This window comes from Rothia sp. CCM 9417, from assembly GCF_048513575.1.
Classification (GTDB): domain Bacteria; phylum Actinomycetota; class Actinomycetes; order Actinomycetales; family Micrococcaceae; genus Rothia.
This window is the reverse complement of sequence record NZ_JBLXXT010000001.1, coordinates 194,530-221,085: the sequence shown is the minus strand read 5'-3', so window position 1 is coordinate 221,085 and position 26,556 is coordinate 194,530. Positions and strand designations below refer to the sequence as shown.

Here is a 26,556-nt window from a genome sequence, read left to right as displayed (position 1 = left end):
TGTAAGCCAGGGGTGGCAGAGGCGACACCTGACCTGCCATATTTTCAGTATGCTTAGTTCTATGCTATCCCGTTCCGCAACACTAACAGCCCTTGCCATTTCCTCGGCCCTGACCGCCAGCGGTCTCGCTCTTGCTGTTCGACATATCCAGCACAAAAGGCCCGATGTGCTACCGGTCTACCGACCCCTGCACCGTATGATTGAGCCGGGGCTACCCCAGCAGGTCGCAGTTATCTATAACCCCGTCAAGGAGCGTTCTGACTCGGTCAAGAAACTTATTACCGCAGCCCTCGAGCAGGCAGACTGGCCTGGTGCCCGCTTCTACGAGACTCAGGAAGAAGACCCCGGCCACGGTATGGCCAAACAAGCCTTAGAAGAGGGTGCCGAGCTTGTTCTAGCGGTTGGTGGTGACGGTACGGTACGCGCGGTGGCTACCGCCCTTGCAGGAACAGGCGTTCCTCTGGGTGTAGTTCCTCTGGGCACCGGCAACCTGCTAGCCCGCAACCTCAAGTTAGACATCACAGACCTGCGGGCCTGCATTAACCTTGCCTTGCATGGGGAAAACTTGGCCGTAGACATGATTCGTATGAGCTTTGGCAACACGGATCAGCTTGACCCGGTTGACTTCATTATCATGGGTGGAGCGGGGTTCGATGCCCAAATCATGACGGATACCAGTGAAGACCTCAAAGCTAAAATTGGTTGGCTCGCCTATGTAGAAGCCAGCATCAGACACATGTTCACCCGCCGTCGCCCGGCCATCATTACCGTTGACGGAGCGGAACCCATCCGCCGCAAAATACGTTCAGTCCTTATTGCCAATACCGGTAAAATTCAGGGCGGACTTAATCTTGCCTCCTCAGCTGAAGTCTCAGACGGCCAGCTGGAAGTCATAGTGCTCACACCCCGAACGCTCCTGAGCTGGATTCGCATGGCCGGGCAGTTCATCGTGCACCCCCGCCAAGCCATCTTCCCCGTAGTGGAACACTTTGTGGGCACCGAGGCCCAGGTAGACTTCCCGCAGGCGCCCCTACCCGTTGAGGTGGACGGGGACGTGCTGGGGGAAACCACCAGCCTCAATGCCAAAGTGCTCCCCGCAGCCGTGAACATCAAGGTCTACCCCGAGGACCTGCAGATCCGCTCACTCACCGACTTGCTCGATGCCCGCCAAGAACTAGCCGCCCAGCAAAAACGCTGGTGGCGGCAGGTTCTGGGCCTCTAAATATGGTGTTTGAGGGAGTCCGGGCGGCCCCCGGGGAAGAGGGATTCTACCCAACTACGAGCCGCGTCGAAAGAGCTTTCATCGTGCACAGGGTCAACCCTGGCAACCCGCTGATCCGCACGGGGGTAAGAGCCCAAAAATAGCACGCCCGGTGCTACCCGGTGCAGGCCGCGCAGGGCATCGCGTACCCGCGCATCGTAGAGGTGCCCGTCAATATCAATAGAGAAGAAATAGGCGCCCAAGAACTCGCCCGTGGGCCGCGACTCAATCCGCGAAAGGTTAATCCCCCGGGTAGAGAACTGCTCCAGCAGGTCCAGCAGGGCACCGGGCCGATCCTGCGGGAGCGGTATCACCAGGGTTGTCTTATCTGCCCCGGTAGGTTCCGGAGTCACAGCGTCACGGGCCACCAAGACGAAGCGGGTCACAGCCCTTTTGTTATCCCCAATATTGTGGGCCAGCACCTTCAACTCCGGGTGAGCCTCAGCAAGGGCTGGCGAGCAAATTGCCGCATCGTAGCCGCAGTTCTGCTGGAGTAGCCCAAGGGCCGCGCCCGCTGTTGATGAACCCGGCAGGTAGCCCGCTTCCGGCTTATTCTGGGCAACCCAGTTGCGCACCTGAGCCCAGGCATGAGTGTGCGTTGAGATGGTCTGAACGTCAGCCAGGGTTGTGCCGGGGCCAGCCACCAGCACAAAAGTAATAGGGACCAGCACCTCCCGGACGATGCGGAAAGACCCATCCAGGGCGGCGATAGCATCCAGGGTGGCAGTCACCCCGCCCTCTACCGAATTCTCGATGGGCACCATAGCCGCATCCGCCTGCCCCGAACGTAAGGCATCTAGCGCCGCCGGCACAGAAGACACAGGGATACGCTCAGCCTCCCGGGCACCCGGAACGGTCAACAAAGCAGCTTCAGTAAAGGTACCCACCGGACCCAAAAAGGTATAACGCATGAACCCTAGTCTAGTGGGCAAGGGCTAGGGCCTCCGTTTTTACTGAGGAGTCACCTGGGAAACAGCCAATACCGGGGCATGTTTTGCTCATAGCGCCTGCAACACCCATAAAAGACCTGCCCACCCGCAAATGACGGGCCCCAGTTATGCTGTAGACCGAGCCAGGGCAAAAAGGTCTGCCGGTATAGGACGCTCAAGCTCCCACTTAATATGCATCGGCTTTGAACCGCTATGGGACAGGTAGGTCACCGGACCTGCGAATATATAGGGAGCAGTGCCAATCCCGTCTTCTTTGGTATAGCGTATAAAAAGTAAGGGCGCCCGCCCCAGCTCACCGTGATGCTGGTAAATCTGCCCGAGGCGACTCTCTGGGTCAGTTGAATTCTGGGAGTCCCATGCGAATTCTCTTTCAGTCACCGCATAATCTTTGTACATGGTTTCGGGAGTGAAATGTTTCTCAGACTTACTGAGGTTGACCAACAAAGCGATGGTATTCGTTGCCTGTGACTCGTAGACACCCTGCACTGCGCCCGCGGGAACGGACCTCTTTTCGTTCTCGTGCAGGCCTATTGCAGCAAAAATCTCTTCACGTGAGTAATAGGCGTGTGTGCTCAGCGGAATATCTTGTGAAATAGTCAGTGATTTTTGGGGTGCATGCCTATCCGTCCCCAGACGGTAGGCCCAGATCTGTAGGAGCTCCTGAATGAAATAAGGGTGCTGGCGGAGCTCACCCAGCCCTTGGTCTAGGGTAAATTTCTTTTCTTCCTTTCCTATCTTTCCATTAGGCCAGAAGGAAAAAAGGAGCATCCAGGCAAAACGTTTCTCCCGTAGGCTAAGGTCCTTTTCCAACACATCAGTTGTCAAAAGCCGTTGATAAACAGAGGCTCGCTCTTCGTCATTAACATTAGCCAAGGACTTAATCCGATTGGAAAGATGCTCAACGACTGATCCCTTTTCATAAAGTTCTGGGATTCTGGGAATTTGCCCTGCCTGGTCCAAGAGGAAGGTAAATGTTAAACCTTTACCGTTCTTTGTCTTCCGCCCATAGATATGAGCAAGTTCAAGACCGTACTGTTCGAGGTAGGGTTCCAACAGATCCGTGACGATAACTTCAAAGTTCTTTTTCTTCTGTTCTTCAACAAATACCTTGAGGTTATCGGCCAGAACTTCGATTTTGGGGTTAAGAGCATCTTTGATGCTTTTTAGCACCTGTTCTTGAGTTTTCTTATCGAGCTGGATGCTGCAGCCCGGTGGAAGATGTGGGTTTTCGACCTCGCCGGGTGTAACTACACCAGTACGAGTTAGGGAACGCATCTTAAGGTCAAACCTAAACCCTTTGGCTTGGTTACCCACGAAATCAAGTACAACCAAGACTGCCTTATCGGGGGACCTGCGTAGACCACGGCCAAGTTGCTGTTGAAAAAGAGTCGGTGACTGAGTAGGGCGAAGCATCAACAGCGTGTCCACTTCAGGAATATCTACACCTTCGTTGAACAGGTTCACTGTGAAAACTGTAGTCAGCTCATGTTCAGGGTCTTTAAGCTGCGCGATAACCTCGCGGCGCCGGTCTGCGCTATCATTGCCAAGGAGATACGTAGCCGGTAAGTGGGCTTTATTAAACTCCTCGGCCATATACCGAGCATGTTCTCTATCTACGCAAAAGCCAATGGCTCGCATACTTCCAGGGTTAGCAATTTTTTCATCAATCTGCTGCAGGATAAGGCTTACCCGCCGCTTATTCTCGAGGTAATACCGTGACAATTCACTGTCCCGATAACTTCCTCGCTCAAAGGTGAGGCTACTAAGGTCTGTTGCGTCGTTAATGCCGTAGTAGTGAAAAGGAACCAGCAGGTCGGCTTCAAGTGCGTCCCAAAGACGAAGCTGGGTAGCAAGGCGCCCGTCAAAGTATTCAGCAGCAACGTTCTTGCCATCTGTTCGTTCAGGGGTGGCAGTAAGACCTAATAGCTCTTGAGGCTGGAAATAATTAAGAATTTTTTGATAGGTAGGGGCCGAGGCGTGGTGGAATTCATCAACGATAACTACGTCAAAGTGGTCTGGTTTAAATCGTTCGCTACCAGTGCCTGCAAGGGTCTGAATCGTTGCAAAGACCTGGTCATTATATTCGGGGACCATACCTCCGAAGTATTGCTCACCAAAGTTAGCATCACGCATGACCGTGGCAAAAGCACTCTGTGACTGGTTCAGAATCTCAGACTGGTGAGCGATAAAAAGAAGGCGCAGGCGGCGGCCAGCGTCTTCGCACAACCTCTTGTAGTCAAGAGCTGAGAAGATCGTTTTACCTGTACCTGTAGCAGCTACGGCAAGGTTCCGGTGGTGGCCTTTTTGCCTCTCCGCTTGAAGCTCATCAAGCATAATGGCTTGATGCGGGTAGGGGTGAACATCAACGTATGAAAAGTTAATCCCAAGGTTCGGCCGCGCTGATGCGCCTGTACCTATTTTTGCTTGTTCTAGCGACTTATCAAGCTTTTTGCGGTCTTCATCTGACCCTGTGTAGCTTTCAAACTGGTGGGATTCCCAATAGCTTTCAAAAGCCGCATTGAATTGCCGGAGAATACCGGGGGTAACAATATTGGATATTCTGACGTTCCATTCAAGGCCATCGGTGAGTGCAGCATGTGAAAGATTTGAACTGCCTACATATCCTGTTGAGAAGCCCGTATTACGGTGAAAGAGCCAGGCTTTCGCATGTAATCGAGTTGAATTTTTCTCGTAGCTAATCTTGACCTGTGCCCCGTATTCTTTCACCAGCTTATCGACGGCTTTACGGTCACTAGCTCCCATGTAGGTTGTAGTAATGACGCGGAAGGGGATACCCCGCTTTTTTAGGATGTTAAGTTGCGGTGCAAGAACGTTAACACCAGTTAATTTGAGGAAGGAACACAGCAGATCAACACGATCGGCGCTCTCTAGCTCTCTCTTAAGTTCGTCGCCTAGCTGAGGCTCTTTCGGGTTGTTCGTCAACAGTGCAACATTGCTCAGCGGAGTATTGGGACGACTTAGAGGCTTTTCTTGGTGCAGGGGTTTGAGTTCGGTGAGCTGAACTAGAGAACCCACTTTTTTCTGACTCTCTAGCGTTAGGACTTCGTCAGATTCAGCCTGCTCTTCTTCCAAATGGTTAAGGAGAGAGTTGATGAGCATAATGCGCTCGTGGGCCTCGGTTTGTTCAAGTTTCGCAACAACTTGTTGTGCAAGATAACGCGCTAACGAAGAAACATGCTCAGAGTCATCGGCAGGGATCTCTGACTCGATCCATTCAGACTCGATGGGGAGAGCTTGGGAGAGCATCCGACGAGTCTTAAGAGTTTCGTACAGACCGATGGGGAGAACCTGTTTATTACTCATATATGCAGCATACTTCAGCCATGCTCTGAGCCGTTACGCGGCTACTGCTATAGCCCTCAGCTAGGGGCCCTAGTTTTATGTCAGATCTGTGGATAGACCAGCTACATTGGGCGTAATCTGCTGTCAAAAACGGTCTAATCGACCCAGGTCCTTGCCAAGTCAGGTGTCCAGCACTATAAACGAACACATACACCCTAGTCACAAATATGTCCCAGGAGGACTCAATGCGCACCGCACAACGAACCCTGACCTTGACCGCTCTTGCTCTCCTGGTCCTCACAGGTTGCGGTGAACAAAAGACTGGTTCAATCCCAGAGCCCTCAGATAGCAGCTCAGCCAGTAGTGCAAGCGGTGCTAGCAGTAGCGTGAGTGCTAGCGCAACAGCTCAAGAAACTGAGCACTACTCCGGTGGATCCAAGGCCCCCGACGGTGAGTACCGCCCGGCAGACGAGTTCGGTCCGGCCCAAAACGTCCCCAAACCGGTTAAACCCGAAGGTATGAATGTTGAGACAACGGAAGGCATGGAGCTATTCATTAATTACTGGAATGATTTGCGCAACTACGCTATGCAAACCGGGGACGTCACAGAGATTACCAAGCTCGTAGATGAATCCTATACACAAGAATTAGAATTTTATGAATCACTTGATGAAATCTATAACTCAGGTGGATGGGTAATAGGCGGAACTAGGCAAATCCACTATAACAAGGACCTTCTTACTTCAGATGGGAATGGAGCCTACTCAATAGGTTGTAATTTTGACGTAGAAAACCTGGTTCTTTGGTCAGATGGAAAAGCTCAAGTATTTGATAACTCGGATTATATTTATAATGGAATTGAACTAAAGGTTAAGTTTAAAAATAATCACTGGACTGTGGTGACTGCAGACATTCTGGGGTCGCAGAATGGCTAAAAAATTCCAGATTTCATTAATCATTATTTTATTTTTATCATCCTGGGTGCCGGCTTCCGCAGAAGATAGCGGCAACTCATCGAATAACGAATTTGGAGTACATATAAAAAATAAAGAAGAAAAATTTATCAATGGGTTTTCTGGAGGCGTTAGCAATAAGATACCGCCCCCAAATCCTGTCGAACCACCAACCTCAGATATCGGCTCAGCGGTTCAGATCCTTCACTTCCGGGAGCGTAAGGACCCGAATGACAGACGTGCGCGGCTTCTAGTAAATGGTGGCCCTCAGAGTGGGAGTTATTGCTTGACCGAGGGAGATCAAATAGGCATCATGGCATTGGTTCCTCCCGATTGGGGCGATGGGGCAGATACGCCCTACAACACCCCTAGCGGACTCAGAGGTTGTGTCCCCCTCACGCCAGAAGACCTTGAAGCAGCAGGTTTAGAAGCCACAGAAGTAGACGGACAAACCGTCCTACGTGCCACACAAGTTATCCTGAGCGTAGAAGATTTCAACACCTTCCCGGTCGCCCCCGCACAAGCTCACCAAGAACGAGCACCGCACACCCTCAAAAACTACAACACCAACTTCTGGGCTGACCCTAACCCCCAAGAATTTACCCGCACCATTGCCGGGCAAGAAGTCTCCCTGCGAGCTACCCCCGTTTCATACACCTTCCATTACGGTGACGGCACAACTCTAGGGCCAATCAACTACCCCGGCTACCAGCTAGGTGAAGATATCTGGGATCAGCCCACAGACACCTCCCACAAATACACAGAGCCCGGGGACTACCAGTTCACCATTACCACCAGCTACCGCGGTGAATACTCCGTCAACGGTGGACCCTGGCAGGTTATCGATGGGACCGTCGAACGCTCCACTGACCCCCAGCTCGTCCGCGTATGGCGGGTCAAAGCGGGTCTTGTCGCAGATGATTGCGAGCAGAACCCACAAGCCTGGGGTTGCCCCGGCACCTAAATCAGTGGCCGCCACCACCCAAAATACTTCACCCCAAAACTTTTCCTAGCTTACACACAGGCTTCCTGTACTCCCCACCTAGGTTAGGGTGCCATAGTTAAAACACAAGGACGAGGAGAGAAAACCCCGCAACCTTCAAGAGACTAATAATCTCGCCGTGACGATGAGTCACCTTTTCAGAGAACGTGTGTGAACCTCTGAGGCGTCGCCCCGCAAGGGGCGGTTCATGAGAAATGTGTGTGTATGGGGAAAGGGCCGCAACCAACAGGTTGCGGCCCTTTTCTTTGGCCCCAAGCAACAACCCCCCACCTTTCTCAACATGTCGCACATCACTATACTGATGGAAAGATGCCAAAGCAGGTAGCTGCGACTAGCAAAACCCTTACCCCCGGCTACCACCTTGCACGAGAGGACAAGTGATGACGGCAGAAACTCCCACCCACGAAACCCGGATTATGTTCGGAGCATCCCCAGTCAGCTCATCCTTCGGTGCCTTAGGAATCAGCATTTTTTCATGGATGGACTACACCGACAGCAACTGGGTTGGTTTTGTCGCTATCCTTGTTTGGTTCTTAGCCATGCAAGGGATGAACATTCCGCAAAAAGGGAAGCACCTTCTTACCGGCATAGGGCTAGCCACAGTAATTGGAATTGGAAGTGCGGGAGCCGGTTTCGCGGTTCACGCGTTGGCCCTGCCAACAAGTCTTCAAGGGTCAGTTCCCGGTGTTCTCATCTGCCAGGCTATTGCCTTTATGCTAGCCTACCGATTGCTCCGTAAGCTCATGCCGGTCCTCCCCCACCAGGCACAGACTAGTTAATCACCAAGCCCCAGGAACCACTAAAACCACATAAAAACCCCCGCTACCTCGCTCAAACAGAGAGATAGCAGGGGCTTCTATCGGCAGGCCCTAAAACTAGGTCTAGCCTGCCAGGTCCGGGAAGGCTTCAGCTACCGCAGGGCAACTAATCCTGCCGGCATCGGTGTTCAGGCCAAGCGCCAGGTCAGGGTTCTGCGCCAGCGCAGCGTCAACACCTTCCGCCAGTTTCAGCACGTAAGGCAGAGTAGCGTCGGTTAGCGCAATAGTAGAGGTACGGGGCACAGCGCCAGGCATATTAGCAACGCAGTAGTGGCGGATACCCTCGACCTCAAAGATAGGATCAGCATAAGTGGTGGGGCGGGACGTCTCAAAGCAACCGCCCTGATCAATAGCTACATCAATGAGCAGGGCACCAGGCTTGAGGGTTTCAAGGTGCTCACGACGAACCACCTTAGGGGCCTTAGCGCCAGGTACCAGAATAGAGCCGATAATGACATCCGCACCGGCAATTTCACGCTCAATGTTGGCGGGGGTTGAGTGCAAGACGCGGGCTGTTGAACCGAAGAGGTCAGCTAGCTCGCGGACGCGAGGGCCGTAGCCTTCCAGAATGGTAACCTCTGCACCGAGGCCAACCGAGAGCTTAGCGGCTTGGGTACCCACGTTACCGCCACCGAGTACAACCACCCGTGCAGGCGCTACACCCGGCACACCGCCCAGGAGCAAACCCTGCCCGCCTTCGGTTCCCATAGTGTACTGGGCGGCAGCCTGAGCGGCCAGGCGGCCAGCAACTTCGCTCATGGGCAGTAGCAAGGGCAGGGCACGCCCGCTACGAACGGTCTCGTAGGCAATACCGCGAGTCTTAGCGGTCAGCAGAGCCTCAGTCAGGGGCTTGTCTGCTGCCAGGTGCAGGTAGGTGAAGAGGGTCAGGTCTTCACGCAGATACTTGTACTCGGATTCGATAGGTTCCTTGACCTTGACCAGGAGTTCAGCCTGTGACCAGGCTTGGTCCTGACTGACCAGCTGGGCACCGACCCGCTCGTACTCGTCGTTGGAGAAGCCAGCACCCAGACCAGCGTCCTTCTCAATAAAGATCTGATGGCCTGCTTGGGTGAGAGCAAGAACGCCGTCAGGGGTCAGCCCAACGCGCTGTTCCTGGGGCTTGATTTCGCGGGGTACGCCAATGCGCATGAGAGGTGTCTTCCATTCATTTTCGTCGTTGAAAAATGCTGGTTTCAGCCTACGCCTTTTCCTTTGACGCCCACAAGCCACCTCACCTTTATAACTCACTATGAAGGGCCTCTGTGCTCATCAAGACCAGACTCTACCCCTGACCTGTGAGCACAGTCACCGCCTGAGGGTCTGAATCCTTGAGGAAAGTATCAATACGCTCAGCCTCATCGGTCTCACCTATCACAGCGGCAGTTTGCCCCAGCAGCAGTAGCGCCAGAAGGAAGCCCCGGTTAGGTTGGTGGGCCACAGGGATGGGGCCGTGGCCGCGCCAACCATTACCTCGGAGGGCATCAAGCCCGCGGTGGTAGCCTACACGGGCGTAAGCGTAAGCCTCCACGGTACGGCCAGCCGCGAGCGCTTCCTCAGCCAGTAGAGCCCATGCCAGTGAGGACTTAGGGAAGGCCTGGGCCAGCTCTTGCGGCGTATCACCAGCTGCGATGCGGGCATCCAGATCCGGGTTTTCCGGCAGGTAAGTGGGGGCAGGGCCATCTAGTAGGTTCTTACCGGCAAGTGACATGCGGTGCTCCTTTTGTGAAAAGTTGTAATTACACAACAGTCTACTCGCAGGCCCTAAGAGTACAGCAGCTAGCACGAGGCAGATCAACAGTCGCAGGGAAGAGGAACTCTGCCCAAGCCCGCTTTAACCGGCTGTTCACACCGGGAAACCCGACGCTTAACAGCCTGCAAGCTACCGCCCCTATGCAGGGGTGGCCGGCACCTTAGAATTACAAGGTCATTGTTCCGGGAACAGAAGCGCAAGGGCCTTCTCGCTCAGCCTAATACGTAGAGGCCGGGATGAAACTCGCTGGGTAAGCCCCTGCTCCTCTAACTCTGTGATGTACTTTCGGGTGGTGCTCCTTGACTTACCTATTACCTCGCTCAAAGTATCCCAATCCAGCCCTCGTTCACCACCAAAGAGGTGAACTTGGCCAAGAATAAAGAGCGTAGAAACGGTATCCTGCGGTAGCTCAGCAGACTGCGACAAATGGTGTACATGAAATTTAAGGCCCTCCATGAGATACTTTTTGTCTACAAAATCGTCAATAAGCCTCTGTTGGGCATCCCGGATAAAACCGAGCATAGTCTGGACAAAAGAAGTGGCGTCAGCCATGTTGAGCGGCTCTTCCACCTCCGTAAAGGCCTTATAGTATTCGGCTCTCCTCTGGTTGATGAGGTAAGAGAGCGTCAGCACGGTATAAGCAGAAAAAACTTCCTGGAGCTGAACGCTCAGTAGGAACCTACCCAATCTGCCGTTGCCGTCGTAGAAAGGGTGTACAGCCTCAAACATGAAGTGCGAGACCACCCTCGACAGGAGAGAAGGCGCTTCATCATCTGCAAGGTGATCCAGCATGGCTTGGAGCTGTTTATTTATGTCCTCTTCGGTGGCGAACCCGGCATGAATACCTTTATCTGCACCGTCATAGACATATACCGGATTTAGCCTAAACAGGTCCCCATCAGGCCTGTCTTCTGTTGCAATCTCAGCACCAAATAGGCGGTCATAAATCTCCCGAATCTCTTCTAAAGTTGTAGGAGCTTTAACCTGGCCGTCTGAAAGTTCCAGATAGAGCCTAGCAGTTTGCCGGAATTTCCTATTCTCACCAGGCTCCGCTTCAAGAGCCTGCTGGATCTCGTGCCGGGTGGAGCGAACCCCCTCAATCTCATGGCTTGCAGTAATCTCCTGGGTAATAAGCTCATAAAGATAGCTACGCCGGGCAGCTAGGGGGATATCCGCCGCAAGTACTTCTAAAGTGCGTTCATTCAGTAAGACTTGCTCTTGCAAGAGTAAGAGCTGAGGGGTCACAGTGTAGAACAGTTTGTTCCCGTTCATCTCAAAGTTGGTCTCGAACCCATTGCTTCGCCTGCGCTGAGCTTCCTGCTCTGCTGTAGAACGGTCATCTTGGTGGAAGACAGATTTAAGGGACTTATACTTCTTCATCTGGTTTACCTCCTACCTCTTAAAAACCGATCTTTTTACGTTTTAGCACCTATCTTAGCTAACTCTTAAACGTAAAAACACCGCTTTTTACGTTTAAGGGTCGCCAGGGCATACAGCTAAAACGTAAAAGCAGCGGTTTTTACCAGAAAGAAACCGAACAGATAAAGGCGCCTGCCGCCCCTCTACAGGGGCGGCAGGCGCCTTAGCTCACCTCGGTAAGCGAGTCTCTACCGGCAGAGACTACTTAAGGGAGGTGCCAACAGAGCCGAGCTGCTGAGCGGCTTCAACCACACGAGCGGTCATACCAGCCTCAGCTGCAGCACCCCATACGCGGGGGTCGTAGGTCTTCTTGTTGCCAACTTCGCCATCTACCTTGAGCACACCATCGTAGTTGCGGAACATATGATCGGCTACAGGACGGGTGTAGGCATACTGGGTGTCGGTGTCGATGTTCATCTTGATAACACCGTAGGAAACTGCATCTGCAATCTCCTGCTCGGTGGAACCTGAGCCGCCGTGGAAGACCAGGAAGAAGGGCTTTTCGCCCTTGCCGTACTTAGCGCCGACCTCGGTCTGGATTTCCTTGAGCAGTTCGGGGCGTAGGTGGACGTTACCGGGCTTGTAGACGCCGTGGACGTTACCGAAGGTCAGAGCTGCCATGTAGGTGCCCTTTTCGCCCAGGCCGATGGCCTCAACGGTCTTGATGGCGTCCTCAACAGTGGTGTAGAGGGAATCGTCGATAGCGCCCTCAACGCCGTCTTCCTCGCCGCCCACAGCGCCGATTTCAACTTCCAGAACCTGACCGGTTTTAGCGGTGCGAGCGATCAGTTGCTGAGCGATTTCCAGGTTCTCTTCCAGGGAGATAGCGGAGCCGTCCCACATGTGTGAGTTGAAGATGGGGGCTTCACCGCGAGCTACGGCCTTCTCTGACTCTTCGAGCAGGGGCAGGACGAATCCGTCCAGCTTGTCCTTGGGGCAGTGGTCGGTGTGCAGAGCAATGTTGACGTCGTACTGCTTAGCAACTTCGCGTGCGTACGCGGCAAAAGCAAGTGAGCCAGCAACCATGTTCTTCTTGGTGGAGCCCGACCAGTAGGCTGCGCCACCGGTAGAAGCCTGGATGATGCCGTCTGAGCCTGCCTCAGCGAAACCGGCGATGGCTGCGTTGAGGGTCTGTGATGAGGTTACGTTAACGGCGGGGTAGGCAAAGCCCTTAGAGCGGGCGTTTTCGAGCATTTCTGCGTAGACTTCGGGGGTTGCAATAGGCATGCTGACTCCTCATATGTTGGGTTGGGCCACCCGGTTGGCGGCCTGCTGTGAGTTGGTGCCCGCTCCCCCGACCCGTCTAAGGTGCAGAGGTGGGCGCCTGCCTGGTTCCCAGTTTACCAAGGGTAGCGGTGCAATGGGGAGCTTTCCCACATTAATTTCGGGCATAAACCCACTCAAAACAATGTGTTTGGGGGGTAAATACCAGGCACCTTCCCCCTCTAATCGGCGATAAGTGGAAAATAATGTTGTTTTTTATGGGTTTGCCTGCCAGGCCACCAACCGCCAGGCAAGATCACAAAAGCAGGGAACCCTCCAGCTACCGGACCTCCGAATTCAGGGCAGGCAGCTAGAGGGCTCTAGCCTCGGGCTCAACCTATAAGCCAAAGACCCAGACAGCTAAAGTCATGGTCACTGCGGTGATGGCCACAATACAGAAAATGTTCAGCCAAAGACCGCCCTTGACCATCTGCCCAATGGTCACATAACCAGACCCGTAGGCGATGGCGTTGGGCGGGGTTGCAACAGGCAGCATAAAAGCGCAGGTTGCCGCCAAGGCAACAGGAATAGCTAGAACCATAGGCGCCTGGCCCATACCCATCGCAATACCACCGGCAACAGGCAGGAAGGTAGCTGCCGTTGCGGTATTGGACGTCAGCTCGGTCAGGAAAATAACACCGGCGGTTACCATCAAGACAAGGAACACTAGAGGAACTGCGCCCATACCTCCTACCAGTTTGCCAATCCAATCAGTGAGGCCCGATCCGGTGAACTGGGATGAAAGGGCTAGCCCCCCGCCAAAGAGCAAGAGAACGCCCCAGGGAAGTTTAGTGGCTGTCTCCCAATCAATCAGGCGTACACCTTTCTGAGCTGTCCCACCGGCAGGGAGGGCAAAGAGGATAAGGCCCACCAGCACCGCGATACCTGCATCTGTGATAGGAGCTGGTTTAGACCAGATGAGGGGAACAAAAATCCAGGCCAGAGCTGCGGCGATAAAGATAATGAGCACACGCAGTTCGCCGGACCCCATGGGGCCTAGCTTGGCGTATTCCTGGGCAATAAGTTTCTTGCCTCCGGGGATTTCGCTGATTTCTGGTTTAAAAAATACTTTAGTTAGCAGGAACCAGCAGCAAAAAAGGGTAACTATGGACAGGGGAACGCCCACCAGCATCCACTGACCAAAGCCAATCTGGATACCGTGGGTATCTGCCATATAACCGGCTAGAAGGGTATTAGGAGGGGTTCCGATGAGAGTTCCCAGGGACCCAATAGAGGCCGCATACGCTATCCCCAACATCAGAGCGGTCCCAAAATTGGAGTTGATAACAGCCTGCTTGACCTGCTGGCTCTCTGCGGCAGCGCCCTCCTCAATCTGTATCTGGGTTGACCCGCTTGCCTGGGCTATCAGCATGAGCACTGAAACTCCGATGGGGATCATCATGACAGCGGTAGCGGTATTGGAAACCCACATGGACAGAAAACCGGTGGCGATCATGAAACCGGCTACCATGGTTGACGATTTGGTGCCCATAGATTTAAGAGTGAGCAGGGCAATACGGCGGTGAAGGTTCCAGCGTTGCATGGCAAGCGCCAGCAGAAAGCCACCCATGAAAAGGAAGATGATGCTGTTGCCGTAGCTAGCTCCTACCTCATTAATTTTCACCTCTGGGTTCAGGACAGGGAAAACGACTAAAGGTAAGAGCGCGGTGGCGGGGATAGGTAGTGCTTCTGTCATCCACCAGATACCCATGAGCACAGCCATGGCAGCGGTGAGACGGGCAGGGTGGGATAGGTCCGCTGGCATCGCGAAATAGATTACGAGGGCAAGAAGCAGACCACCCAGAAGTCCCAGCAAGCGCTTAGTGCGTTCCTTGGCTTCGACCTCTGGTGCCTGAGAGCCTCGGGATCGGTGGATCTGATCGATGGACTGGGTGGGGGTGGCACTGTATTTCTGTAGGTGATCACCCGTAATATGGGGTTTGTTCATGCTGAGACCTCACGTCTTTGTGTGTTCAGGGAAGCGACCCTTGCAGACTGCTGGTAGCCAGCTACGAGAGTGCAGATTATCAATCTACCCGATATCTGCCTTTGTGAAGTGGACGCGGGGCATGTCATCTCCTCCATGACTGGCGACCTTTAATTATCAGCCCCCTTCTGGTGTATCTGAGCTCGCTACTGACTCCCGGACCGGTGGCACGCACGCTAACCTCTCAGCAGAAGCCTTCTGGGGGGTAAGAAATAAACGACAATAGGAATCAAAGGCCTTGAATTATCCTCTGAGTAGATTAGAAAAACGCTCTTTAAGGTATCGCTGGCACAAGCTGGCCTTCACTTTATCTGTCTTACTCACGTCTCTAACTGTTTGTATGGCCTTAGCGATTGCTGGAGTTTTCCTCTTCTTCCCAGAAATGAGCAGCGCTCTTGATACAAAGGCCCTGGATGAGATTTATCAGTTCGTAGTGCTGGCACTTGTTTTTCCTTTTGCCCTGGGATTTATTCGCCTACTCAAGTCCGCGCAATCAAAAACCAAGGGCTGCCTAGTTGATAGCCAGCAATTTCCCCAGGTGTTAAGTACCCTTGAGGGGCTAGCTCACGATGCCGGTTTAGAGCGGACTCCTCTGGTGGTTGTGGTTCCGGGTCTTGAGGGACTGTCTCATTCTCTGCAAGCGGGAGGCGAATCGGTTATCCTCATTCATTCAGACCTCCTCAATGCCCCTCGCCCAGATGGTACCCTGGGTGCGCTCCATTTTGCCTTGGCCCGGGAAGTCGGTAACCTTTCGGCTAACCATCAGGCACTCTGGTACGAGTTTTCAACTACGGTCAGCCAATCCATCCCGTTCTTGAAGAACCTGTTGAATTGGACAGAGACCTATACCGCGGATCGTTACGGGGCGGCTTTGGCCCCGGAATATGCGGCAGACTATTTTGGGGTCTTGGCTCTTTCAAAGGACTGCTGGCTGGACTTTCACCCCTCTCAAACAATTAAGAGGGCTGGCAGGGAAAAGATTTTTAACCTGATGGCTGCTTGGACGAACCCAGCCCCGCCGCTACCTTGGCGTATGCTTGCGCTAGCCCACCTGGGAGTTTTTAGGGGAGATATGGTTGGTCCTCCTCATATCAGCACCCAAGATCTTGAAAAATATCATGCGCCCCTATTCTCTAAACCTGCCATCCTTGAGCAAGGTGCTGAGGGCCAGATGGTAGCCCAGGGTAGCCTGCGGGACCATTTTGCCCATAGCAACTAAGTCAAACGGTTTTTCTTCTGGAAGACAGTTTTCTTCCCTGGCTCATAATTTATGGTAATCATGAAGTCAGCCATCCTCGATACATAAAACCGCTAGGAGACTTTCTGCCCGAAAACGTGCCTGCGGATCCAGGCGTGCATAGCAACCGCCGCCGCAGAAGCCGCGTTCATGGAACGAGTTGAGCCAAACTGCTCAATGGAGAGGGTAGCAACCGCCGCCTCATGAATCTGAGGCGATAGCCCAGGGCCTTCCTGCCCAAAGACCAGCACGCATTTCTTGGGCAGGTCGTAGGTTTCAAGCTGTTGGGAATCAGGGAAAATATCAATCCCAATAACAGCAACACCCTGGGAGTCTGCCCAGGCCAGAAAGTCTTCGATGGTGGGGTGATGGCGCACATGCTGGTAGCGGTCGGTCACCATGGCACCGCGGCGGTTCCAGCGACGCCTACCAATAATGTGGACCTCCCGTGCGAGAAAAGCATTAGCGGTGCGGACCACGGTTCCGATGTTCAGGTCGTGTTGCCAGTTCTCGATAGCTACGTGGAATTCATGCCGGTGCTGGTCGAGGTCTGCAATGATTGCTTCCATGCGCCAGTAGCGATACTTATCTACCACGTTACGGCGGTCACCCTCGCGCAATAGTTCGGGGTCCCAGTGGTCCCCTTCGGGCCAGGGACCCTCCCAGGGGCCGACGCCAACCTCTCGTTCGGGTTCGCTAACCTCACTACTGGGCTCAGCAACCTTGGCGGGGGCCTCTGCTTCAGTGTTCTTCTCGTTCATACGTGTTTACTACAACTCCAGGGCTAGGCGTTCAGGGTAGAGCCTATAGGAAAAGGGCAAAATTGTATCCGCGCAACCCTGGCTCGGGACTGGCGTATAAGGGTTACCAGTGGGAAGGCGGTGGACGCACCAGAAGCCGACTGGCTCGGGGCTGGCGTTTAAGGGTGTCGGCGGGGCGCGTCCAGCACATCTTTGTCTGCTTTTATCTGCCTTTAAAGGTTTAGTCCAGACCCAAGTCGCTCTTGGAGTAGGCGTAGAGGCAGGGCACACCCGCAACTTCTTCGATATGCTCCTTGGCGCCGGTGGCTCGGTCAACGATAACGGCGACAGCGACAACTTCAGCCCCCGCATTACGGAGGGCTTCAACGGCAGTAAGGGCTGACCCACCGGTGGTGGAGGTGTCCTCCACAGCGACCACGCGGCGACCTACCACGCTGGGGCCTTCAACCTGGCGCCCCATACCGTAGGACTTCTGGGCTTTACGAACAACAAAGGTGTCGATAGCGCGGCCCTGATCACCTGCGGTGCGCATAATAGCGTGGCCCACCGGGTCAGCACCCATGGTCAAGCCACCTGCTGCCTCAAATTCAATACCGGCCTTATCAAGAAGGTCGAGCATGACCTGGCCGACTAGGCGGGAGGCTTCGTGGTGCAGGGTAATGCGGCGCAGGTCAACGTAATAGTTAGCTTCTTTGCCGGAGGCTAGGGTTACTTTTCCGCGAACTACAGCCAATTCGCTGATGAGCTGGCGGAGGCGTTCGCGGGCGGCTTCGATGGGGAGATTTTCGGAGAGGGTAGTCATGGGTTTTAGTCTAGTAGATGGGGTGGGCGGGGCTTGTTTTTGGGTAGGAGAATCCCGGCAGGTGAAAAATTATTCAGCCCCGGCCACTCAATAAAGCACCGCCCCGGATCAGGAAGGCCGGGACGGGCAAAGAGGGTCTAGCGCAGGGAAGTTCTGGCCCAGGTCATAGTTGCGACCAGATAAGACACCGCGGCAGCTCCCAAGAGTAACCCGTAATGTCCAATAATAGAAGCGAGTTCAGGGACATTGACAATATTGGTGTGCTCGTCGAGAAACCCACCACTTGCCTCGGCAACTTCCCAGCCGTTAAAGCTGGAATAATTGGACTCAAATTGCTCCCAGAGGGTACTGATTCCCATGTCCCAAAGGTGTCCACCGAAAAGGTTACGGCTGATGGCTAGCGCCCCTATAACGGTCAAGATGAGAGCCACGGAGCCTGTGACCTTGCCCCACCGCAGGTAGAGGGCTGCCACAGCGATTCCAGCGACCTGAACCGCAATCAGCACCACCAACCAGGTTGCCAGGTAGCTGCCCAGAGCGTAGAAACGCCCCGGGGTTGAGTAGCTCTGCCAGAAGGCGAAGGGCCAGGGGTCCAGCTCTGGGTTAAAGACCTGCCAGCCCCTACCGTAACCGTGTGTCACGAGCTCGATAACAGATGTCAGTGCGTAGATAAGCGTTGCAAGGCTAGCCCGGAAAAGGGAGAGCAGGGTAAAACCGCCCAGGTAGCTCCACCGGGTTCGTCCCATGGTGAGGACGAGCTGTGCATGAGAATAAAAACCCAGAAGGGAAGAGACTCCTAGCACCACGGGGACGATAGTGGTGTGCAAAGAATTTGCGTTGATAAAGCCACCGTAGGCACCAAACGACATTCCGGTGAGCAGACTGTTGATGCCAACAAGGAGCATAATCAGCGCGGCAATCCCGATGGGCAGTAGTAGCGGAAGTAGGGTTGCCATTGTTTTCTGGTTGCGTAGCATGTGGAAGACAGCCCAGCTCCCCTGAATTCGGGCGGAGCGTGCCCGCCTTTTCTTCTCAGCTCCGGGGGCGTGGAGCCCTGTTTCCTCAGCCCAAACTGGGTTTATTGCGGTCATGAGAGCTCTCCTTGTGTAATCTGGTCAGTGTTTTTCCGGCTATGGGCGGCAACGGTGTCCTGGAGTGAGACCGGCTGGACACCAACGCCCAGCTTGCCCGCAAGTTCCTCGTTCTCTGCTGTGAGAGCGGCAGCCACTACAAGACTCCGCATAGAGCCGATTGCGCGGTCGCGCACCACAAAGCCCCCCAGGGAGGTCTTGGCAAGGTAAACAGAAACAGCGTCCTGGTTCCCCGCAACCTCGTGGGCGGTGTAGGTAGCGTCCTCAGCGTCACCGGTAAAGACCAGTTCACCCCGGTCAATCAAGATGACGCGGTTGAGCAGGGGGAGATTTCGTCGAGCAGGTGGGTGGAAATAATAAAGGTGCGCGGGTGGGCGCTAAAGTCTTCGAGCAGGCGATCGTAGAAGAGGGCGCGTGCTACCGGGTCAAGGCCGGTGTAGGGCTCGTCCATCAGGGTCAGGTCTGCGCGGCTGGCAAGGGCAACCGCGATACCCAGGGCTGATTTTTGCCCGTCCGAGAGCCTGCGGGCACGGGCCTTGAACGGAATCTCAAAATCAAGCAGTAGCGATAGCGCCAGGGACTGATCCCAGTTGGGGTGAGCCAGCCGGCCCATCTTGAGCACCTGGAAAACCCGCAGGTCATCAGGGTAGCTCTGGTTGGTTCTTTGCAGGTGGGTTCTAGCGATAGTGGTGGCATTAAGGCTCTGCCCAAAGAGCTCTATCTGTGAGCCCTTATCGGGCAGGGTCTGGCCGGTCAGTGCCGTCAGCAGGGTTGTTTTACCGGCACCATTCCTACCTGCTAGGCCGTAGATGAGGCCTTCTTCGATCTCCAGGTTAATACCGTCCAGGGCCTTGGTGCCCCGGAAGGTTTTGCTGAGGTTCTGTGTGCGGGCGATGGTGTTCATGCGTTCTCCCCTGTCTTGCTAGCGGCCTCACTCAGGCCAGCTTGCAGGGCAGCGAGTACCTCGTCACTGCTGAGCCCCAGCACCCTGGCTTCTTCGACCAGAGGGGTGATATAGCCTGCGATAAATTCTTTGCGCCGAGCAGAGCGCAGAATGTCTTGTGATCCTTGAGCCACAAACATGCCGATACCTCTCTTCTTGTAGAGCACCCCTTGGTCTACCAGGAGGTTGACGCCCTTACCGGCTGTTGCCGGGTTGATGCGGTAGAAGGCCGCAAATTCGTTGGTCGATGGGACCTGTGATTCTTCGGGGTAGGTTCCCGCGAGGATCTGACCGCTAATGTGGTCCGCAATTTGTTGGAAGATGGGTTTATCACCGGTGAGCATGGGCACCCCCTTTCTCTGTATGCACCAAACCACGCTAGTTGGTTCATTGGTTAGTTAGTTATGTAACTAACCTAAGGCATGGACTCAGTTAAAGCAATACAAGGCTCTCTACAAAAGAAGAATAAAATAAACGGAGACTCCACCGGGAGGCGCAGGCCCACCGCTGGCCTACTATAAAAACCATGAACCTTTTTGCACACGATACCAGCGAAACCACCGGCCAAAAGATAACCCGCTACACCCTAGGCGCGGGCCTGACCACCATGGGGGCCCTTCATTTTAAGCGCGATAAGGTACCCAGCTTTGCCTCCATCGTTCCGCCCTGGGTTCCGGGGAGCGCAAAGCAGGTAGTCTACGCTTCTGGGGTTGCCGAGCTCGGTGTGGGGCTGGGTCTGCTGGCCGCACCGGGGGCACGCCGCATCACTGGACTAGGGGCCGCCGCCCTCTTCACTGCGGTCTACCCGGCAAACATCTACCAGTACACCCACAAGATTGATATTCCCGGCCTACTGGATTCCGACGCTAAGCGACTGCGCCGCCTGCCCCTCCAGATCCCCCTGATTGCAGCGGGTCTTTATCTTGCTCGCAAGGCCCGCTAACACCTCACAGGCTTACGCGAGCGGGCTTCTTTAGCCCAGCCTGCCCAGCTGCGGCGGCAGGGCCGCCGCCAGCTTGGTCAGCATCTCTTCGTACTCAGCATCCGGGTCTGAATCAGCCACAATAGCACCACCCGCGCTCAGACTGACCTGCCCGGAGGACGAAATCACCAGGGCCCTAATCACGATGGACAGATTGACGGCACCCGTCGCAGAAAAGAAGCCTAGAGCCCCCGAATAGATACCGCGAGCGCGCCCCTCTAACCGGTCAATGATATCCATGGTGGACGGTTTGGGTGCCCCGGTCATAGAGCCACCGGGGAAGCAGGCCAGGGCGGCTTCTACCCTGCCTACCTGCGGGCGCATCTGCGCTTGAACCGTGGAGACGAGCTGGTGTACGGTCTGGTAGCTTTCAACCCCCATGAGGACGGGGACCCGCACCGACTCCGGGTAGCTGATGCGGGAGAGGTCGTTGCGCAGCAGGTCAACGATCATGAGGTTCTCAGCCCTGGTTTTGGGGTCGTGCGCTAGCCAGTAGGCGCGGCGGGCATCCTCTAGGGGGTCATCTGTGCGTTCAATGGTGCCTTTAATGGGTTTAGTCTCCACCTGCCCCGCTGGGCTGATGGTCAGGAACCGTTCGGGTGACGAGCTCAGAATATAGAAGCTGTCGCAGTGTATAAAGGCCGCGTAGGGGGCGGGGTTATGTTGGCGCTGAAGCAGGTAGGTTGCTAGGGCCTGCTCTGGGGAAACCGGGGTGACGGCGCTGGCCTGGGTTTGGGCGGTCAGACAGATCTCGTAGCTCTTGCCGTCTGCGATTTCTTGCTGGCAGGTGCGAACATCGGCGGTGTAGTCGGTGCGGGTGGGTGGGGAGAATACCAGGCCGCTCATAGGCTGGGCATCGGCGCCTGCGGTGGGTGGAGCAGTTGATTCTTCCCCGGCATAGTCGCAAAGAGCTGCCTCGATAGCATCAAGCCAAGCTGTGTCCCCTACCAGCCAGCTCTGCCCGCCCTGATGGTCATAAAGCATGTAGCGCACAGCTTGAAGCCAGGCCCCGTCTGGGGTGGGTGAGCTATGGGTCACCGGTGAGCCTGGCTCGGTGCGTGCCCGGTATTCGTAGCCAAAGTAGCCAACGTAGCCACCCAATAGAGCTTCGTCCAGCTGGCCGGGGGCACCGTTCACGGCAGGCCCCTGCGCCAGATAGGTGCTGAGTCCCCGGTCCAAGCTACCGGGTACACGCCCTACCTCTTGGCCTGACCCGTTGAGCTCACGGTAGACGGGCTCACGGGCATCGTCACTGATAAGAACCCGCCCCTCTGCCGGCACCACCCCCAGGTAGGAGTAGCGCGACATAGGAGATTCTGGGCGGGCGGAATCCAGCCAGAAGGAATAGCGCGAACCTGCCGAGATCAGCCGGTAGGCCCGGGCACAGTCTACGGCAAAGCCCAGCGGCCTAACCTGGATGCTAGCACCGGGCACATAGCGGGGGTGGTTCGGAAAGTTCACCCGGATAGTCTAACTCCCTTTAGGGCACCAGAGACCCACAAGCTAGCGGACCTGCGGCTCCTGCCCGTTCTCAGAAACCATAGGGAGTTCAGCGTCCTGCCAGGCACCCATACCGCCAATAACGTTAATGGCATCGAAACCGTACTGGTTCAGGTAGGCCACGGCCCTCAAGGAACGGCCTCCGGCACGGCAAATAACGTACACATCCTCATCGAGCGGAACGTCACCGTAACGCTCGGGAACCTCACCCAGGGGAATATGCTGGGCACCCTCAATATGGCCCTCTACCCACTCGTAATCCTCGCGCACATCCAAAATCTTTGCGCCATCAGGAATCTGATCCACTGTTACCTGGGGGATATCTTCGTTCACAGGTTTACCCTTTCATAGGTTTCACGTTCAGTCTCAGCTTATGCCCGGGCAAGGCCTAGCCACAAGCCCAACAAGCGCCGGGCAGCGGGACTCCTGGGCACCCAATCCCGCTAGCGGGTTCACTCTGACTAGGCAAGTTAATCCTGTAACACACCTACATTTACGCCAGTCACGGCCTAATCTGTGCCTTTTGCCAAGACCTGCGGGCTACTCTTAGAAGTATGTCCACTCGCGCAGGCACTCTTGCCACCCCAGAAGACCTTGTTAACCTCGATGCGCTCATCGGCGCCTACTATGACCTAACCCCCGATCTGAAGGACCCCACCCAACGGGTAGCTTTTGGAACATCGGGGCACCGAGGCAGCTCCCTGAAAGCATCCTTCAACGATGCTCACATTGCCGCTATCTCGCAGGCTATCGCTGAGTACCGCACCGCCCAGGGCATTAGCGGCCCGCTCTTTATGGGCAAAGACACCCACGCGCTCTCCGGCCCGGCTCAAGACACTGCCCTTGAGGTTCTCGCCGCCAACGGTGTCACCGTCCTACTTGATACCGCAGCTGGCTACGTCCCCACCCCCGCACTGTCACGTGCCATCATTGTCCACAACGCTAACCCCAGCAACAGAGCCCAGGCTGACGGCATCGTTATTACCCCCAGCCACAACCCACCCGCAGACGGTGGCTTCAAGTACAACCCCCCTCACGGCGGTCCTGCTGATTCTCACGCCACCGGCTGGATTGCCGACCGCGCTAACCAGCTCCTTGAAGGAGGCAACAAGGGGGTCAAGCGTATCTCCCTAGAACAGGCCAAGGCCGCTGAGACCAGTGGTACCTACGACTACCTAGGCGCTTACATCAACGAGCTAGGTACCGTTATTGACCTCGATGCTATCGCCGGGTCCAGCCTCACTATTGGCGCTGACCCCATGGGCTCAGCTTCAGTGGCCTACTGGCAGCGTATCGCTGAGCAGTACAAGCTCAACCTCGAAGTTGTTAACCCGATTGTTGACCCCCAGTGGGCTTTCATGACCCTGGACTGGGACGAGAAAATCCGTATGGATTGCTCTTCACCCAATGCCATGGCCTCGCTGATTGCCAACCGAGATAAGTACGACATCGCCACCGGTAACGATGCCGACTCTGACCGCCACGGTATCGTCACCCCCGACGCGGGCCTGATGAACCCCAACCATTACCTGGCAACTGCCATCGACTACCTCTACAGCAACCGCACCGGCTGGTCGTCCGCCGCAGGGGTCGGTAAGACCCTGGTGTCTTCTTCCATGATTGACCGGGTTGCCCAGTCGCTGGGTCGCAAGCTGGTTGAGGTGCCCGTTGGCTTCAAATTCTTTGTTGATGGCCTGAGCGCTGGGACCTTAGGCTTCGGTGGCGAAGAGTCAGCTGGCGCTTCCTTCCTGAACCGTCAGGGGCAGGTGTGGACTACAGATAAGGACGGTATCATTCTGGCTCTGCTGGCTTCCGAAATGACTGCTGTGACCGGTAAGACCCCGTCGCAGCGCTACGCAGAGCTAACTGACGCTTTTGGTGAGCCCGCCTACGCCCGCGTAGACGCCCTTGCAACCCGTGAACAGAAAGCTAAGCTGAGCAAGCTCTCCCCCGCCGATGTGACCGCCTCCCAGCTGGCAGGCGAGGCCATTACCGCTAAGCTCACCCAGGCACCGGGCAACGGTGCCTCCATTGGCGGTCTGAAAGTGACCACCGAGAACGCCTGGTTCGCAGCCCGCCCCTCAGGGACCGAGGACGTCTACAAGATATATGCAGAATCCTTTATCGGCCCTGATCACCTGACCCAGGTACAGAACGAAGCCAAGGCGCTGGTCGATAGCGTCATCGCCTAACCCCCGCTCGCACCTCAAGGGCCTCTTACTCCGTGCGGGGTAAGGGGCCCTTCCCCTGGCTAGTTTTCTGGCGGTAGGACAAACATGAAGCAGCTTTCCAAGGGGAAGAGATAGGTATCATCACATCGGTAGCCCCGTAACCAAGGAACGCCGTCCACTACGCGCAAGTAAAAGCCCTTAGGGAATGTGTGATCTTCTGAAAGTACCGGGGTAGCAACGTTGACGGCACTATCTGGCATAGAGTGGGTACCGCTCAGTATCGAAGTGTTGCTCTGTGCCTGCTCTAACCACTGCATACGCGCATACGGGGCAAGTTCAAGTGGACAGAGGCAGTAGCCTGTGGCCTGAGCACGCTCATAAACATGTTGTAGCGTTGCTGGCTCATCAAACCCTAAATCAGATAAGTTCACAAGTTCCACTGTGAACCGTCCAGATACAGCTGGGTCATAGTAATTAGATTCCAACAGAACCTGGGCATACTTGTTGGTTTGCACGCCAGTAGCAACCAGCTGCTCAGCCAACTCATTCACCGATTTGGGTTGTATCTCAAATTCCATGCTGCTACATTCCTCCTTGGAAACCAGCTATTTTCTGTTACTCTCAGCTTCTATCAGGGCTAAAGCAAGGGGGCTAAAGCATGGTGCAGGAGCCTTACCCTTTACACCAGCTACCTATGGATCCCGTCACTGCTCCTTGACCTAGCCTAAGGCCTTTGGCGGAGAGGATGTAAACTCACACAGTAAAGCAAGCAATGCCCGCACTTATGAGGCATCAACCCCAGCAACCAGGAGAAACATACATGTCTTCGCTCTCCGAAACTGCACACAAGACAAAACGAGAACACCCGGCCCCCTCCAGCGGAAAAACCTTCTTCGGCCACCCCCGAATGCTAGCTAACCTCTTCTCCGTAGAAATGTGGGAACGTTTTTCCTTCTACGGGATGCAGGTGCTCATGCTCTACTACCTCTACTGGGAAACTGAACGCGGCGGGCTTGCCCTGCTCAGCGATACCTCAGCTGCAGGTGTCATGGGGGCCTACGGTGGCATGGTCTACCTGATGACCATCGTTGGCAGCATCTTTGGGGATAGGATCCTAGGGCCCGAACGCACCCTATTTTCCTCAGCTACCCTCATCATGGGCGGCCACCTGGCGCTAGCCCTTCTACCAGGTGCAAGTGGTGTTATCACCGGCCTCATCATGGTCGCTATCGGCTCTGGCGGGCTCAAAGCCAATGCCTCCGTACTAGTAGGTTCTCTCTACCAGCACGAAGATCCCCGTCGTGATGGGGGTTTCACTATCTTCTACATCGGTATTAACCTGGGTGCCCTCTTCGGCCCAGCACTGACCGGCCTTACCCGTGAAACCTACGGCTTCCACCTGGCCTTCGGCCTAGCGGCGGCTGGCATGGCTATCGGCCTAATCCAATACGCTCTAACCCGAAAGAACCTGCCAGAGAGCGTCCACCAGATCTCTGCGCCCCTAAGCCCTTCCGAAAAGAAGACCTACAGCGTAGCCGCAGTTGTCATTATTGCCGCAATTCTAGCCCTGGTCTTCACCGGCCTGATCACCCCCGACAACCTGGATACCTGGGTCATGAGCCTTATAGCGGTCTGCGCTCTCGCACTTTTCTACACTCTGCTGACCTCCAAACTCACCACTGCAGAAGAACATTCACGGGTGATCTCCTTTATCCCCATGTTCTTTGGAAGCGTGGCTTTCTGGGCGCTCTTCCAGCAACAGTTCACCGTGCTTGCTATCTACTCCGAGTCCCGTATCAACTGGAACATCATGGGTCTACAGCTCACACCGGAATTCATGAACTCCATCAACCCGATCTTCATCATCATTTTCGGTGCCGTTTTCACAGCCTTGTGGACCAAGATGGGCGAGCGCCAACCCACCACCCCCCTCAAGTTCTCCCTAGCTCTTATTCTGACCGGGGTCGCCTTCTTGCTCTTTATCCCCCAGGCTGGGAACACTGAGGTTAGCTTCCTGTGGATTGTCTTGATTCTCTTCATCTGCACCCTGGGTGAACTAGCAATCTCTCCTGTAGGTATCTCGCTGGCAACCAAGCTGGCACCCCAAAACCACCGAGTAGCCATGATGGCCCTCTACTTCACATCTTCGGCACTTGGCACGGTGCTAGCCGGCTGGCTTGGGCGCTTCTACTCTATAGAAACCGAAGTAGCCTATTTCACTACACTAGGGCTTATAACCATCGCCCTAGGAGTAGCCCTGGGTGGTATGAATCGGTGGATTGTCCATAAAATGGCGGGAATCCGCTAACTCACAGCCTCCTCTTTATTCCGTGTACTCAAGAGGCATACTGGCCCGGTAGGC

Annotated in this window: 24 protein-coding genes; 8 read left to right on the top strand and 16 right to left on the bottom strand. The window is 55.1% G+C overall.

Annotated features, from left to right (window positions below):
- Positions 1–61: 61 nt before the first annotated feature.
- The gene (locus ACN082_RS01020) at positions 62–1,222 is read left to right on the top strand and encodes a diacylglycerol/lipid kinase family protein (protein ID WP_419098996.1); all 1,161 of its coding nucleotides are present in this window, start codon (positions 62–64) and stop codon (positions 1,220–1,222) included.
- Here ACN082_RS01020 and pheA read toward each other — a convergent pair.
- Both pheA and ACN082_RS01010 read right to left on the bottom strand, forming a co-directional pair.
- Positions 1,219–2,172, bottom strand: a complete 954-nt coding sequence (gene pheA / locus ACN082_RS01015; RefSeq protein WP_419098995.1) for a prephenate dehydratase — start codon at positions 2,170–2,172, stop codon at positions 1,219–1,221. The two genes, ACN082_RS01020 and pheA, sit on opposite strands and share 4 nt — an antisense overlap.
- A gap of 144 nt (positions 2,173–2,316) precedes the next feature.
- Positions 2,317–5,535 (bottom strand): DUF3427 domain-containing protein, encoded by a 3,219-nt coding sequence (locus ACN082_RS01010; RefSeq protein ID WP_419098994.1) that lies wholly within the window; start codon positions 5,533–5,535, stop codon positions 2,317–2,319.
- Positions 5,536–5,759: 224 nt separating this feature from the next.
- Here ACN082_RS01010 and ACN082_RS01005 point away from each other — a divergent pair, with 224 nt between their 5' ends.
- From ACN082_RS01005 to ACN082_RS00995, 3 genes are all read left to right on the top strand, one after another.
- The gene (locus ACN082_RS01005) at positions 5,760–6,449 is read left to right on the top strand and encodes a DUF6318 family protein (RefSeq protein ID WP_419098993.1); all 690 of its coding nucleotides are present in this window, start codon (positions 5,760–5,762) and stop codon (positions 6,447–6,449) included.
- A 331-nt stretch (positions 6,450–6,780) separates the two neighbouring features.
- Positions 6,781–7,431, top strand: coding sequence for a hypothetical protein (locus tag ACN082_RS01000; RefSeq protein ID WP_419098992.1), 651 nt, complete (start codon positions 6,781–6,783; stop codon positions 7,429–7,431).
- Between the two features lie 419 nt (positions 7,432–7,850).
- The gene (locus ACN082_RS00995; RefSeq protein ID WP_419098991.1) at positions 7,851–8,249 is read left to right on the top strand and encodes a hypothetical protein; all 399 of its coding nucleotides are present in this window, start codon (positions 7,851–7,853) and stop codon (positions 8,247–8,249) included.
- 102 nt (positions 8,250–8,351) lie between these two features.
- On the opposite strand, the gene ald is transcribed toward ACN082_RS00995, so the two are convergent.
- The 5 genes from ald to ACN082_RS00970 form a co-directional block, all read right to left on the bottom strand.
- Positions 8,352–9,437 (bottom strand): alanine dehydrogenase, encoded by a 1,086-nt coding sequence (ald, locus tag ACN082_RS00990; RefSeq protein WP_419098990.1) that lies wholly within the window; start codon positions 9,435–9,437, stop codon positions 8,352–8,354.
- Between the two features lie 133 nt (positions 9,438–9,570).
- Entirely contained in the window at positions 9,571–9,996 is a 426-nt protein-coding gene (locus ACN082_RS00985) for a DUF3151 domain-containing protein (protein ID WP_419098989.1), read from the bottom strand.
- Positions 9,997–10,212: 216 nt separating this feature from the next.
- Positions 10,213–11,418, bottom strand: coding sequence for a Fic family protein (locus ACN082_RS00980; protein WP_419098988.1), 1,206 nt, complete (start codon positions 11,416–11,418; stop codon positions 10,213–10,215).
- A gap of 240 nt (positions 11,419–11,658) precedes the next feature.
- Positions 11,659–12,684, bottom strand: a complete 1,026-nt coding sequence (gene fbaA / locus ACN082_RS00975) for a class II fructose-bisphosphate aldolase (protein WP_419098987.1) — start codon at positions 12,682–12,684, stop codon at positions 11,659–11,661.
- 373 nt (positions 12,685–13,057) lie between these two features.
- The gene (locus ACN082_RS00970) at positions 13,058–14,668 is read right to left on the bottom strand and encodes an SLC13 family permease (protein WP_419098986.1); all 1,611 of its coding nucleotides are present in this window, start codon (positions 14,666–14,668) and stop codon (positions 13,058–13,060) included.
- 379 nt (positions 14,669–15,047) lie between these two features.
- Here ACN082_RS00970 and ACN082_RS00965 point away from each other — a divergent pair, with 379 nt between their 5' ends.
- Positions 15,048–15,926: a hypothetical protein gene (locus ACN082_RS00965; RefSeq protein ID WP_419098985.1), complete on the top strand. Its 879-nt coding sequence runs from the start codon at positions 15,048–15,050 to the stop codon at positions 15,924–15,926.
- 92 nt (positions 15,927–16,018) lie between these two features.
- On the opposite strand, the gene ACN082_RS00960 is transcribed toward ACN082_RS00965, so the two are convergent.
- The 6 genes from ACN082_RS00960 to ACN082_RS00935 all read right to left on the bottom strand — a co-directional run bounded on the left by ACN082_RS00960 (position 16,019) and on the right by ACN082_RS00935 (position 19,885).
- Positions 16,019–16,705, bottom strand: coding sequence for a TrmH family RNA methyltransferase (locus ACN082_RS00960; RefSeq protein ID WP_419098984.1), 687 nt, complete (start codon positions 16,703–16,705; stop codon positions 16,019–16,021).
- Positions 16,706–16,925: 220 nt separating this feature from the next.
- Entirely contained in the window at positions 16,926–17,507 is a 582-nt protein-coding gene (pyrE, locus tag ACN082_RS00955; protein WP_419098983.1) for an orotate phosphoribosyltransferase, read from the bottom strand.
- A gap of 137 nt (positions 17,508–17,644) precedes the next feature.
- Positions 17,645–18,598, bottom strand: coding sequence for a hypothetical protein (locus tag ACN082_RS00950; RefSeq protein ID WP_419098982.1), 954 nt, complete (start codon positions 18,596–18,598; stop codon positions 17,645–17,647).
- Positions 18,595–18,903 carry a hypothetical protein gene (locus tag ACN082_RS00945; protein ID WP_419098981.1) on the bottom strand — a complete coding sequence of 103 codons (309 nt, stop codon included), beginning with the start codon at positions 18,901–18,903 and terminating at the stop codon, positions 18,595–18,597. Before ACN082_RS00945 ends, ACN082_RS00950 begins: the two co-directional genes overlap by 4 nt.
- Positions 18,900–19,502, bottom strand: a complete 603-nt coding sequence (locus ACN082_RS00940) for an ATP-binding cassette domain-containing protein (RefSeq protein WP_419098980.1) — start codon at positions 19,500–19,502, stop codon at positions 18,900–18,902. The genes ACN082_RS00945 and ACN082_RS00940 overlap by 4 nt, the downstream gene beginning before the upstream one ends.
- Entirely contained in the window at positions 19,499–19,885 is a 387-nt protein-coding gene (locus tag ACN082_RS00935; RefSeq protein WP_419098979.1) for a GntR family transcriptional regulator, read from the bottom strand. Before ACN082_RS00935 ends, ACN082_RS00940 begins: the two co-directional genes overlap by 4 nt.
- 182 nt (positions 19,886–20,067) lie before the next feature.
- On the opposite strand from ACN082_RS00935, the gene ACN082_RS00930 reads away from it, so the two are divergent.
- Positions 20,068–20,484 (top strand): hypothetical protein, encoded by a 417-nt coding sequence (locus ACN082_RS00930; RefSeq protein WP_419098978.1) that lies wholly within the window; start codon positions 20,068–20,070, stop codon positions 20,482–20,484.
- Positions 20,485–20,514: 30 nt separating this feature from the next.
- Here ACN082_RS00930 and ACN082_RS00925 read toward each other — a convergent pair whose 3' ends face one another.
- Both ACN082_RS00925 and ACN082_RS00920 read right to left on the bottom strand, forming a co-directional pair.
- Positions 20,515–21,984 carry an anthranilate synthase component I family protein gene (locus ACN082_RS00925; protein ID WP_419098977.1) on the bottom strand — a complete coding sequence of 490 codons (1,470 nt, stop codon included), beginning with the start codon at positions 21,982–21,984 and terminating at the stop codon, positions 20,515–20,517.
- A gap of 42 nt (positions 21,985–22,026) precedes the next feature.
- Positions 22,027–22,356: a rhodanese-like domain-containing protein gene (locus ACN082_RS00920; protein WP_419098976.1), complete on the bottom strand. Its 330-nt coding sequence runs from the start codon at positions 22,354–22,356 to the stop codon at positions 22,027–22,029.
- A 221-nt stretch (positions 22,357–22,577) separates the two neighbouring features.
- Between ACN082_RS00920 and pgm the strand changes: the two genes are divergently transcribed.
- On the top strand, positions 22,578–24,215 hold the full coding sequence (gene pgm / locus ACN082_RS00915) for a phosphoglucomutase (alpha-D-glucose-1,6-bisphosphate-dependent) (RefSeq protein WP_419098975.1): 1,638 nt from the start codon (positions 22,578–22,580) through the stop codon (positions 24,213–24,215).
- A gap of 59 nt (positions 24,216–24,274) precedes the next feature.
- On the opposite strand, the gene ACN082_RS00910 is transcribed toward pgm, so the two are convergent.
- Positions 24,275–24,772: a hypothetical protein gene (locus ACN082_RS00910; RefSeq protein WP_419098974.1), complete on the bottom strand. Its 498-nt coding sequence runs from the start codon at positions 24,770–24,772 to the stop codon at positions 24,275–24,277.
- A 242-nt stretch (positions 24,773–25,014) separates the two neighbouring features.
- On the opposite strand from ACN082_RS00910, the gene ACN082_RS00905 reads away from it, so the two are divergent.
- Positions 25,015–26,502: a peptide MFS transporter gene (locus tag ACN082_RS00905; RefSeq protein ID WP_419098973.1), complete on the top strand. Its 1,488-nt coding sequence runs from the start codon at positions 25,015–25,017 to the stop codon at positions 26,500–26,502.
- Positions 26,503–26,556 lie beyond the last annotated feature (54 nt).

Excerpts from the sequence above, each read along its gene's own strand:
- ACN082_RS01020 (WP_419098996.1), top strand. The coding sequence starts at position 62 with ATGCTATCCCGTTCCGCAACACTAACAGCCCTTGCCATTTCCTCGGCC.
- pheA (WP_419098995.1), bottom strand. The coding sequence starts at position 2,172 with ATGCGTTATACCTTTTTGGGTCCGGTGGGTACCTTTACTGAAGCTGCT.
- ACN082_RS01010 (WP_419098994.1), bottom strand. The coding sequence starts at position 5,535 with ATGAGTAATAAACAGGTTCTCCCCATCGGTCTGTACGAAACTCTTAAG.
- ACN082_RS01005 (WP_419098993.1), top strand. The coding sequence starts at position 5,760 with ATGCGCACCGCACAACGAACCCTGACCTTGACCGCTCTTGCTCTCCTG.
- ACN082_RS01000 (WP_419098992.1), top strand. The coding sequence starts at position 6,781 with ATGGCATTGGTTCCTCCCGATTGGGGCGATGGGGCAGATACGCCCTAC.
- ACN082_RS00995 (WP_419098991.1), top strand. The coding sequence starts at position 7,851 with ATGACGGCAGAAACTCCCACCCACGAAACCCGGATTATGTTCGGAGCA.
- ald (WP_419098990.1), bottom strand. The coding sequence starts at position 9,437 with ATGCGCATTGGCGTACCCCGCGAAATCAAGCCCCAGGAACAGCGCGTT.
- ACN082_RS00985 (WP_419098989.1), bottom strand. The coding sequence starts at position 9,996 with ATGTCACTTGCCGGTAAGAACCTACTAGATGGCCCTGCCCCCACTTAC.
- ACN082_RS00980 (WP_419098988.1), bottom strand. The coding sequence starts at position 11,418 with ATGAAGAAGTATAAGTCCCTTAAATCTGTCTTCCACCAAGATGACCGT.
- fbaA (WP_419098987.1), bottom strand. The coding sequence starts at position 12,684 with ATGCCTATTGCAACCCCCGAAGTCTACGCAGAAATGCTCGAAAACGCC.
- ACN082_RS00970 (WP_419098986.1), bottom strand. The coding sequence starts at position 14,668 with ATGAACAAACCCCATATTACGGGTGATCACCTACAGAAATACAGTGCC.
- ACN082_RS00965 (WP_419098985.1), top strand. The coding sequence starts at position 15,048 with ATGGCCTTAGCGATTGCTGGAGTTTTCCTCTTCTTCCCAGAAATGAGC.
- ACN082_RS00960 (WP_419098984.1), bottom strand. The coding sequence starts at position 16,705 with ATGAACGAGAAGAACACTGAAGCAGAGGCCCCCGCCAAGGTTGCTGAG.
- pyrE (WP_419098983.1), bottom strand. The coding sequence starts at position 17,507 with ATGACTACCCTCTCCGAAAATCTCCCCATCGAAGCCGCCCGCGAACGC.
- ACN082_RS00950 (WP_419098982.1), bottom strand. The coding sequence starts at position 18,598 with ATGACCGCAATAAACCCAGTTTGGGCTGAGGAAACAGGGCTCCACGCC.
- ACN082_RS00940 (WP_419098980.1), bottom strand. The coding sequence starts at position 19,502 with ATGAACACCATCGCCCGCACACAGAACCTCAGCAAAACCTTCCGGGGC.
- ACN082_RS00935 (WP_419098979.1), bottom strand. The coding sequence starts at position 19,885 with ATGCTCACCGGTGATAAACCCATCTTCCAACAAATTGCGGACCACATT.
- ACN082_RS00930 (WP_419098978.1), top strand. The coding sequence starts at position 20,068 with ATGAACCTTTTTGCACACGATACCAGCGAAACCACCGGCCAAAAGATA.
- pgm (WP_419098975.1), top strand. The coding sequence starts at position 22,578 with ATGTCCACTCGCGCAGGCACTCTTGCCACCCCAGAAGACCTTGTTAAC.
- ACN082_RS00910 (WP_419098974.1), bottom strand. The coding sequence starts at position 24,772 with ATGGAATTTGAGATACAACCCAAATCGGTGAATGAGTTGGCTGAGCAG.
- ACN082_RS00905 (WP_419098973.1), top strand. The coding sequence starts at position 25,015 with ATGTCTTCGCTCTCCGAAACTGCACACAAGACAAAACGAGAACACCCG.